This window comes from Haemophilus parahaemolyticus (genome assembly GCF_018373095.1).
Taxonomy (GTDB): Bacteria; Pseudomonadota; Gammaproteobacteria; order Enterobacterales; family Pasteurellaceae; genus Haemophilus_A; species Haemophilus_A parahaemolyticus_A.
This window is the reverse complement of record NZ_JAHAHT010000081.1, coordinates 1-8,352: the sequence shown is the minus strand read 5'-3', so window position 1 is coordinate 8,352 and position 8,352 is coordinate 1. Positions and strand designations below refer to the sequence as shown.

Annotated in this window: 9 protein-coding genes and 4 tRNA genes; 6 read left to right on the top strand and 7 right to left on the bottom strand. The window is 41.6% G+C overall.

Annotated elements, in window-relative coordinates; genetic code table 11:
• The first annotated feature begins 9 nt into the window (after positions 1-9).
• From KH943_RS07905 to KH943_RS07890, 4 genes are all read left to right on the top strand, one after another.
• A tRNA-Gly gene (locus KH943_RS07905) sits at positions 10-85 on the top strand.
• A gap of 11 nt (positions 86-96) precedes the next feature.
• Positions 97-183 (top strand) — tRNA-Leu (locus KH943_RS07900).
• 18 nt (positions 184-201) lie between these two features.
• Positions 202-277 (top strand) — tRNA-Gly (locus KH943_RS07895).
• Between the two features lie 165 nt (positions 278-442).
• Entirely contained in the window at positions 443-736 is a 294-nt protein-coding gene (locus KH943_RS07890; RefSeq protein WP_304109778.1) for a YfcZ/YiiS family protein, read from the top strand.
• 52 nt (positions 737-788) lie between these two features.
• Here KH943_RS07890 and KH943_RS07885 read toward each other — a convergent pair whose 3' ends face one another.
• Positions 789-1,991, bottom strand: coding sequence for an aromatic amino acid transporter (locus KH943_RS07885; protein ID WP_304109777.1), 1,203 nt, complete (start codon positions 1,989-1,991; stop codon positions 789-791).
• 443 nt (positions 1,992-2,434) lie between these two features.
• Here KH943_RS07885 and KH943_RS07880 point away from each other — a divergent pair, with 443 nt between their 5' ends.
• On the top strand, positions 2,435-3,367 hold the full coding sequence (locus KH943_RS07880) for a DUF3298 domain-containing protein (RefSeq protein ID WP_304109776.1): 933 nt from the start codon (positions 2,435-2,437) through the stop codon (positions 3,365-3,367).
• A 113-nt stretch (positions 3,368-3,480) separates the two neighbouring features.
• On the opposite strand, the gene hemB is transcribed toward KH943_RS07880, so the two are convergent.
• From hemB to tatA, 4 genes are all read right to left on the bottom strand, one after another.
• Positions 3,481-4,500 carry a porphobilinogen synthase gene (gene hemB / locus KH943_RS07875; RefSeq protein ID WP_304109775.1) on the bottom strand — a complete coding sequence of 340 codons (1,020 nt, stop codon included), beginning with the start codon at positions 4,498-4,500 and terminating at the stop codon, positions 3,481-3,483.
• A 95-nt stretch (positions 4,501-4,595) separates the two neighbouring features.
• On the bottom strand, positions 4,596-5,348 hold the full coding sequence (gene tatC / locus KH943_RS07870; RefSeq protein WP_304109773.1) for a twin-arginine translocase subunit TatC: 753 nt from the start codon (positions 5,346-5,348) through the stop codon (positions 4,596-4,598).
• On the bottom strand, positions 5,335-5,946 hold the full coding sequence (gene tatB / locus KH943_RS07865; protein ID WP_304109771.1) for a Sec-independent protein translocase protein TatB: 612 nt from the start codon (positions 5,944-5,946) through the stop codon (positions 5,335-5,337). Before tatB ends, tatC begins: the two co-directional genes overlap by 14 nt.
• Positions 5,947-5,949: 3 nt before the next feature.
• Complete coding sequence (tatA, locus tag KH943_RS07860) at positions 5,950-6,174, bottom strand: Sec-independent protein translocase subunit TatA (RefSeq protein WP_005706144.1); 225 nt, start codon at positions 6,172-6,174, stop codon at positions 5,950-5,952.
• Positions 6,175-6,525: 351 nt separating this feature from the next.
• Here tatA and corA point away from each other — a divergent pair, with 351 nt between their 5' ends.
• Complete coding sequence (gene corA, locus KH943_RS07855; RefSeq protein WP_304109769.1) at positions 6,526-7,479, top strand: magnesium/cobalt transporter CorA; 954 nt, start codon at positions 6,526-6,528, stop codon at positions 7,477-7,479.
• Between the two features lie 45 nt (positions 7,480-7,524).
• Here the strand turns inward: corA and KH943_RS07850 are convergent, their stop codons facing one another.
• Positions 7,525-8,085, bottom strand: coding sequence for a TIGR00730 family Rossman fold protein (locus KH943_RS07850; protein WP_304109767.1), 561 nt, complete (start codon positions 8,083-8,085; stop codon positions 7,525-7,527).
• Between the two features lie 169 nt (positions 8,086-8,254).
• A tRNA-Ser gene (locus KH943_RS07845) sits at positions 8,255-8,344 on the bottom strand.
• Positions 8,345-8,352 lie beyond the last annotated feature (8 nt).

Below are 8,352 nucleotides of genomic sequence, written 5' to 3'. Positions count from 1 at the left end.
AACTTAAATGCGGGAATAGCTCAGTTGGTAGAGCACGACCTTGCCAAGGTCGGGGTCGCGAGTTCGAGCCTCGTTTCCCGCTCCATTTTAAAATATGCCCGAGTGGCGGAATCGGTAGACGCAAGGGATTTAAAATCCCTCGCCTTTCGGGGCGTGCCAGTTCAAGTCTGGCCTCGGGCACCATTTTAAAATAACTTAAATGCGGGAATAGCTCAGTTGGTAGAGCACGACCTTGCCAAGGTCGGGGTCGCGAGTTCGAGCCTCGTTTCCCGCTCCATTTCTTACAATAGAAAATAAATGATAGCACCATAAGGTGCTTTTTTTATGTCTAAAATTTTCCTATCTACATTATTGTTTCTTTAATTTGTTCTCTAATCTTTTGCCTCATTTCTTATGTGAGCGTACTATAATGGTATTTGTTTTTATTGATGAGGAATATAAAATGTCAAAAACGCTCCAGCAAAAAGCGGATGAAGCCCGCAATATGTGTAAATTAAAAGGTGATTCAATGCTAGATAATGCTGATCGCCAAATTGCCTTTGAGGCTGTTTATGATAGCGAAGCACAAGCAAAACAAGCGGTCGAATTTTTCACGCAAAAAGCAAAATCGGTGGAAACAGAGGCTTGCCAAATTAAGTCGGAAATCAGACCGCTTGCAGAGGGCTTTTTAATGCAGATGTGGATTGAATTTAGCTGTCAAGCAGAAGTGGTGTTATTCCAAATGACGGTGAGATAAACGTAAAAGGCTGAAATGATATAAATGCACCCTTTCAGCCTTTGTTGTTTTTTTAACCTTTAAACATCGGTAACATTTCTGCCATCGCCAACAAATGGAAAATCGCAGTGCAAATACCGAAAATAAAGACTAAAAAAACGACTGCTTGATTGCCTCTTTTCGTTTTGTAAGCCAGCCACGCAGGGATAATACAAGTCCAAAGTGTTGCAATCGCACCCGCATAGCCAATCGCTTTTAAAAAGCCAAGTGGCGAGAGCAACGAAAAAATCAAGGGTGGTAAAAAGGTAACCGCCCAAGATTTGCTTCTTCCCGCTTTATCATTAGCAAAACCAAAGAAATCCGCCAAGAAATCAAAAGTACCAAGCCCAACACCAATAAAAGAAGATAAAATCGCCGCAATTGAAAAGGCGTGCAACGTTTGAGAAATTTGTCCAACTTCAATCTGCTCGCCAATGTGTTGCAACAGCACGCCTAAATCACCATTACTTGCCAAAATTGGGGCAAAATTCTCACGCGGTAATACGCCAAAAATGCTGATGACCCAGAGCAGATAGAGTAAGAGAGCGATAAAAGTTCCGCCTGCAATCGCCCACTTTGCCTTGCGTTCTTCGCCATAATAGGCACGCATTGAGGAAACAGAGTGATGATAGCCAAACGAAGTCAGCGCAATTGGCAACACCGCAAGACTGTATTTAGCATATTCGCCATTTTCGTTTGATAAATCCCAGAGCGTATTTAAGTCGATATGACTAATCAGTCCCGAAATGCTCAAGCAGAATGAAATCGCCATAAAGGAAATCAGCACCACCGAGATACGATCAACTAGGCGAGTAGAATGCCAAACGAAAAAGGAGAAAATCGCAACGAAAATCACCGACCAAATTCGACCGCTTGCATCACCCAAATCAAGGTAAGGCTTGGCTAAATTCTGCAGAATATCACCTGAAGCCGTAATGTAAGCGTAAAGTAAAATACCACCGACAAAATAGACAGCCAGATTGTTGATAATGTTAATACGCTTACCTAGCACCGCTTGGGTTACGGTGTTAAAAGAGGCACGAATGGGGTGGTCTTGATAAACTTCCAGCAATAGCCAGCCAGAGAGTGTCATCGTGATCATCGTAAGCGTAATAGCCGCGAGCGTCCAGCCAGTCCAAGCACCTGCACCAGCCATGGGCAAGCCTAGCATTCCCGCACCCACACAAACACCCGTAATGATGCACGCACCACCAAAAAGAGAAGGTTGTTTTTTCACAAAAATTCCTATTTACCTATTTATAAATGTATAAGTGGTCATTTTTCCATTGTCCCATCCTGTGGTTTACCGGAAAAGAATTTACTAATTCTGAGCGAAATCAGACCGCTTGTCGAGCAGTTCTAGCAAAAATTGGGAAGGAGCACCAAGGCAAGATCGCGCTTTTCTAAAAAATATGTGCTGATGGCATCTTAATTGGCCCTGAAAAATACACAGAAAAAAATATCAACAAAAAAGCAGATTATGTGATGATATTGAAAAGTAATCACCGTACTTTTGGGTTTACCACAAATTACTGGTCTGTGATTGGCTACAAGAAGCCGCACAATGGAAAGGGATAAAAAGAGTGTTTTTAGATAAATTGAGTGAAAAACCAATGAAAATAGCCTAGCCTAGTGCTATGATATTAGGGTATTTTTTACTCTCTTTTCTAAGGAAATCTTATGAAAAAATCTCTTCTCTCATTGCTGATTTCTTGTGCTTTTCTTCTGTCGTCTTGTAATGAAAAAGATACTCAAGCCCTTCGTGAAAAATTAAAACAAGCCGAACAAACGATCACCCAACTTAATCAAGATCTTGCAAAATCACAGCAAGATTTAACCGCTTTACAAACACAAATACCTGCTTTAAATGTGGAAATTGAACCGCTTTTTTCAAAATTAGAGCAGATAAAATTACCCGTAGGGAATGATTTTGGGCGAACAGAAAGTGAGCTTTATTATTTCACTAGCATAGCAAAAACAGGTTTAGATTGGCTGGATAACTTACTTATTCGTAATACATTACTTAGCAATGATGGAAAGGTAAATAACCAAGTAACTGGTATGGAAAGAGAAGAGGCATTAAAATTAATCGAGAAAAATTATCAAGATTCAAAAGCCACATTGCAAGAGTATGGCGATATTGCAATTCGTGATAGTTCACAAATTACATACGTGGGGCAACGTGACAACATTGCAACATTTATTCAGTATTGGGATAGCTATACAGGTGGTGCTCACGATCTTTATAGCACGAATTACCTTAATGTAGATTTAAATAAAAAAACAATGATTTCGTTAGATAGTTTGATGTCAAAAGCACATCAAGAACAAGCTAAGGCCATTTTGTGGAATTGCTATTTAGAAAAAACACGAATGGAGGCGCAAGACGCTAAAGCTGAGCCATTTATCACTGAAGCGGATTTTGATTTAGTGGATAACTTCTATTTTAGTAGCGAAGGGATCAATTTTGTCTATCCTGTTTATGCTTTAGCCCCTTTTGCTGAAGGCGAAGTGACTTTGACTTTATATTGGAATGATGCGAATAAATTGGTATCTACTGATTATCAGAGAACGAAAAAAGATGGTGTGGGACTGGCTCCCAAAGATGATTAATCTATTCGTATTGCGTAGAAATAAAAACGAAATAATTTTTGAAAAATGACCGCTTGTTGTCTTCCTCAAAGTGGATGTTCCAAGCGGTCATTTTTGCCAAGTTTTTTGCTAAGCTATTTACGGCTATCGTAATACAACCACTCCGCTACCTGTTTAGCAAAGTAGGTCAAAATCCCGTCTGCACCTGCACGTTTAAAGCAGAGCAATCCTTCCATAATACATTCGCGTTCTTTCAACCAGCCGTTTTGAATTGCTGCCATATGCATCGCATATTCGCCCGAAACTTGGTAAGCAAAAGTTGGCACGCCGAAAGTTTCTTTTACTCGCCACACCATATCCAAATAAGGCATTCCAGGTTTGACCATCACCATATCTGCGCCTTCTTGAATATCCATTGCCACTTCGTGCAAGCCTTCGTTGGCATTTGCAGGATCAACTTGGTAGGTAAATTTATTTCCGCCTTTGAGGTTGCCCGCTGACCCTACAGCATCGCGGAACGGTCCGTAGTAGTTTGAGGCATATTTTGCGGAGTACGCCATAATTTGGGTATTGATAAAGCCATTCGCCTCTAATGCTTCACGAATAGCACCAATACGGCCATCCATCATATCGCTTGGTGCAACCACATCAGCTCCCGCTGCTGCGTGTGAGAGGGCTTGTTTGACAAGAATTTCTGTTGTGATGTCATTTAAAACATAGTTTTCTTCATCAATGATGCCATCTTGTCCGTGCGTGGTGAATGGGTCGAGAGCCACATCCGTCATCACGCCTAGCTCTGGGTACGCTGCTTTTAACGCACGTACGGTACGTTGTGCCAAGCCCTCAGGATTGTAAGCCTCTTCAGCCATTAGTGATTTTTTCGCTTCGCCTACTACTGGGAATAAGGCAATCATTGGTACGCCATATTTCACGAGTAGGCCCGCTTCAATTAAAAGTTGGTCGATGGTTAAGCGTTCCACACCTGGCATTGAAGGTACTGCTTCACGATGATTTTTGCCTTCAATGACGAAAACAGGATAGATTAAATCATTGGTGGTAAGTTGGTTTTCTGCCACTAAACGACGACTGAAATTGTGTTTACGTAAGCGACGCATACGACGTTGCGGGAATACGGTGTTGAGGTATTTGGTCATTTTTTGTCCTTTTCTGATTTTTTCCCTCCCTCCTCAAGTGCAGGGAGTGAAGAGATAGTTTGTCGTAAAAATTAACCCGCTTTCGCGGGCTAAGATTAAGCGTTTTCTTCGCTCGTGGTTTCTTCTTCTCGTGGTTTGTAGAATCTGGCACAAATCACGCCAATTTCAAACAACAAGCACATTGGCACAGCCAAGAGTGTTTGCGAGAAAATATCGGGCGGGGTAAGTAACATCCCGATGATGAATGATGCAACGATGATATATGGGCGTTTTCCCCGCAAATCTTTAGGAGTAGTAACGCCTGCCCAACAGAGCAAAATAATCGCTACAGGCACTTCAAAGCAGAGACCAAACGCCAAGAAAATTGTGAGTACGAAATCCAAGTAACTGCTGATATCTGTTGCCATCTGTACGCCTTCAGGCGTAGTGCTGGTTAAGAAACCGAATACGATTGGGAAAACAACATAGTAAGCAAATGCCACGCCACAGTAGAATAACAAAGTGCTTGAGACTAAGAGTGGGTAGATTAGGCGTTTTTCGTGCTTATATAATGCGGGGGCAACGAATGCCCAAATTTGGTACAAAATATAAGGCACAGAAAGGAAAATCGCCGTGACAATTGTAAGTTTAATTGGGGTAAAGAATGGCGTTGCCACGTTAGTAGCGATCATCGTTGCCCCAGCTGGTAAGTTGCTGGTCAGCGGTGTTGCCAACAAGGTGTAGATGTCATTCGCCCAATACACTAACGCACAGAAAACTACTAATACAAACACCAAACTACGTAGTAAGCGGTTGCGTAGTTCAATCAGATGAGCGATAAGCGGTTGAGATTGATCAGCTTCTTGCATTCTCTTTCTCCTTGTCTTTTTGAAGTACTTGCGGTGCAGGCTCGTCATCATCTGGTGGATAATAAATCGAGAGTTTTTCAGCAAGTAGGGCTTCGTCTAACTCTGCTTGTTCCGCATCTTCTGCGGTTATCACCGTTTTTTCTTTGGTGGCAAGCGGTGGATTTTCTTCAGCGTTTTGCGCTTTTGAGTTTTCTTGCACATTTTCGACCGCTTGTTCTACGTCTTTGAGCTTACTCTCGGTTTCGATTTTCGCTTGAATTTCTGCCACTTGTTCATCGGTTAATTTAGTAATTTCACCTTTGGCGGTGTTCAAATCCTGCTGCATTTTATCGGCAGATTGTTTAAGTTCTTCAACGGTTTTGCTTAATTCTGGTGAAAGCGAACTTAAATTTAATTCCTCTGCTTTTTTAATGCTGTCTTTGAGTTCTTGTAGCTTAAGTTCTTGAGCCAGTTCGTTTTGCACGTTTGCCGCCAAGCCACGAATAGTTCGTACCCACCCCATCACGGTGCGGATCGCAATTGGCAAACGTTGTGGGCCTAGCACGACTAAGCCCACAATTAACACGAGTAATAGTTCGGAAAAACCAATATCAAACACGGGTTATGCCTGCTCTTTTTCGGTTGTTTTTTGCTGTTCAGCGTTGCTTGATTTTGCTTCGACTTTATCGAAAGCTGCATCTTGAGGCTTTTCATCTGCCATTGCTTTTTTGAAGCCTTTCACGGATTCGCCCAAGTCTTGACCTAAAGTGCGTAATTTTTTCGTACCGAAAAGTAACACAATGATTGCGACCACGATCAGTAATTGCCAAATGCTAATTCCACCCATATTAAAATCCTCTTTTGTTAATAAAGTGTTGAAATAGTGAGAGTTCATTATACGCTGAAATCATAAAAAAGAAATCTCCCTCAAAATGAATAAATGGGAAGTATGACAATCCTCAAATTTTGTTGAATAAAACGCCACAAAACTTGACTCTTTCGTACAAGATAGGTAGTATTCGCACCGCTATTTTTACTTGAGGATTACATTTTGGACAGTCATAGTCGATACTTTTCAGATTTTTATTGATTACCCGCCTTGTCCAACCTCAGGTTGCCGATATGGTCGGTAACTTTCGTTTAGTATCTTTCCCCTTGTTCATTTTGTTCATCACCTCCTAACTCGGAGAAATGAAAAATGATTCGTGCTTTTGCATTAGACCATGCTCGCCTCGTCAGCCTTGACGAAACCTCTCGCGATCAATTAAACGATGCGATTTGGATTGACTTAATCGATCCAAGCGATGATGAACGTAGCGTATTAAAACTCGGCTTAGACCAAACACTCGCAGAAGAGCACGAGTTAGAAGACTTAGAAGCTTCTGCTCGCTTTTTCGAAGATGAAGATGGTTTACACCTTCATTCCTTCTTTTACTGCTTAGATGACGATGATTACGCCGATATTTCAACGGTCGCATTTACCATTCGCGATGGGCGTTTGTTCACTCTTCGCGAACGCGATTTGCCTGCATTCCGCTTATATCGTATGCGTTCTCGTCGAATGAAATTGCTTGATAGCAACGCTTATGAATTATTACTCGACCTGTTCGAGACCAAAATCGAACAGTTGGCGGATGTAATCGAAACGGTTTATGCTGATTTAGAAAATATGAGCCACGTGATTTTGGACGGCAAACAAGAGGGCGACAGCCTGAATGAAGCACTTTCAGACCTTACCGAATTGGAAGATGTGAGCTCAAAAGTGCGTTTGTGCTTGATGGATACGCAACGTGCGTTGAGTTTCTTACTACGCAAAACCCGTTTGCCAAACAACCAGCTCGAACAAGCACGCGATATTATGCGAGATATTGAATCTTTGCAGCCGCACAATGAATCGTTGTTCCAAAAAGTGAACTTCTTAATGCAGGCGGCAATGGGTTTCATCAATATTGAACAGAACCGTATTATGAAATTCTTTTCGGTAGTTTCTGTGATGTTCCTCCCTGCAACACTGGTGGCATCTACTTACGGAATGAACTTTGAGTTTATGCCAGAGCTTCATTTCAAATATGGTTATCCGATGGCAATTTGTTTGATGATTGTTGCCGCAGCTTCTCCATATTTGTATTTTAAACGGAAAGGATGGTTGTAAAATCCTATAAAAAAGCCTCTCTCTTGGTGAAAGAGAGAGGCTTTTTTAGTATGTCCTTATATTTGCTGGTTCATAGGCTTCAATAAAAGCTTCAATCTCCACCAAATCATTGCTAAACAAAATCTTATCTCGATCTGGCTGCGTTAAGAATCCATCTTGTACCATTCTGTTGTAAAAATCACGTAAACTGTCAAAATAGCCATTTTCATTAAAAAGAATGCACGGGTTTGGATTTTGCCCAATTCTTGCCCAAGAAATCACTTCGGAAATCTCTTCTAACGTGCCAGGCCCACCTGGTAAGGCGATAAAGGCGTTGGCAAGATCAAACATTCGTTTTTTACGTTCAGTCATACTTTCTACGATAACCAACTTGGTTAAATTCGGGTGGGCAAGTTCGCGTTCTTTTAAAAATTCAGGAATAATGCCAATCACTTTGCCACCTTGAGCTAATACGCTATTTGCAATCAGCCCCATCAAACCCGAAGCCCCGCCACCATAAACTAGCTGATGCTGTTTTTCTGCAATCCATTGGCCAAGTTTTTGGGTTGCTTGTTGGTAGATTTCATTATTGCCAAGGCTTGCGCCGCAATAGACTGTGATATTCATGTTGATCCTTTTTTATTCTTTATTCCCTTGTAGAGGATGAGACTTTTTCCATCCCGAAATTAGGTCGGATAATAACCCAACCCTACAAAATGAATAATATAGAAAAGTTACTTGGTAAGTTTTAGGTATAAAAAAACCGCTTGTTATAAAACAAGCGGTTAGAATTTAATGGCGGAGGAAGTGAGATTCGAACTCACGGAGGGCGTAAACCCTCGCCGGTTTTCAAGACCGGTGCCTTCAACCACTCGACCATTCCTCCGTTGAAAA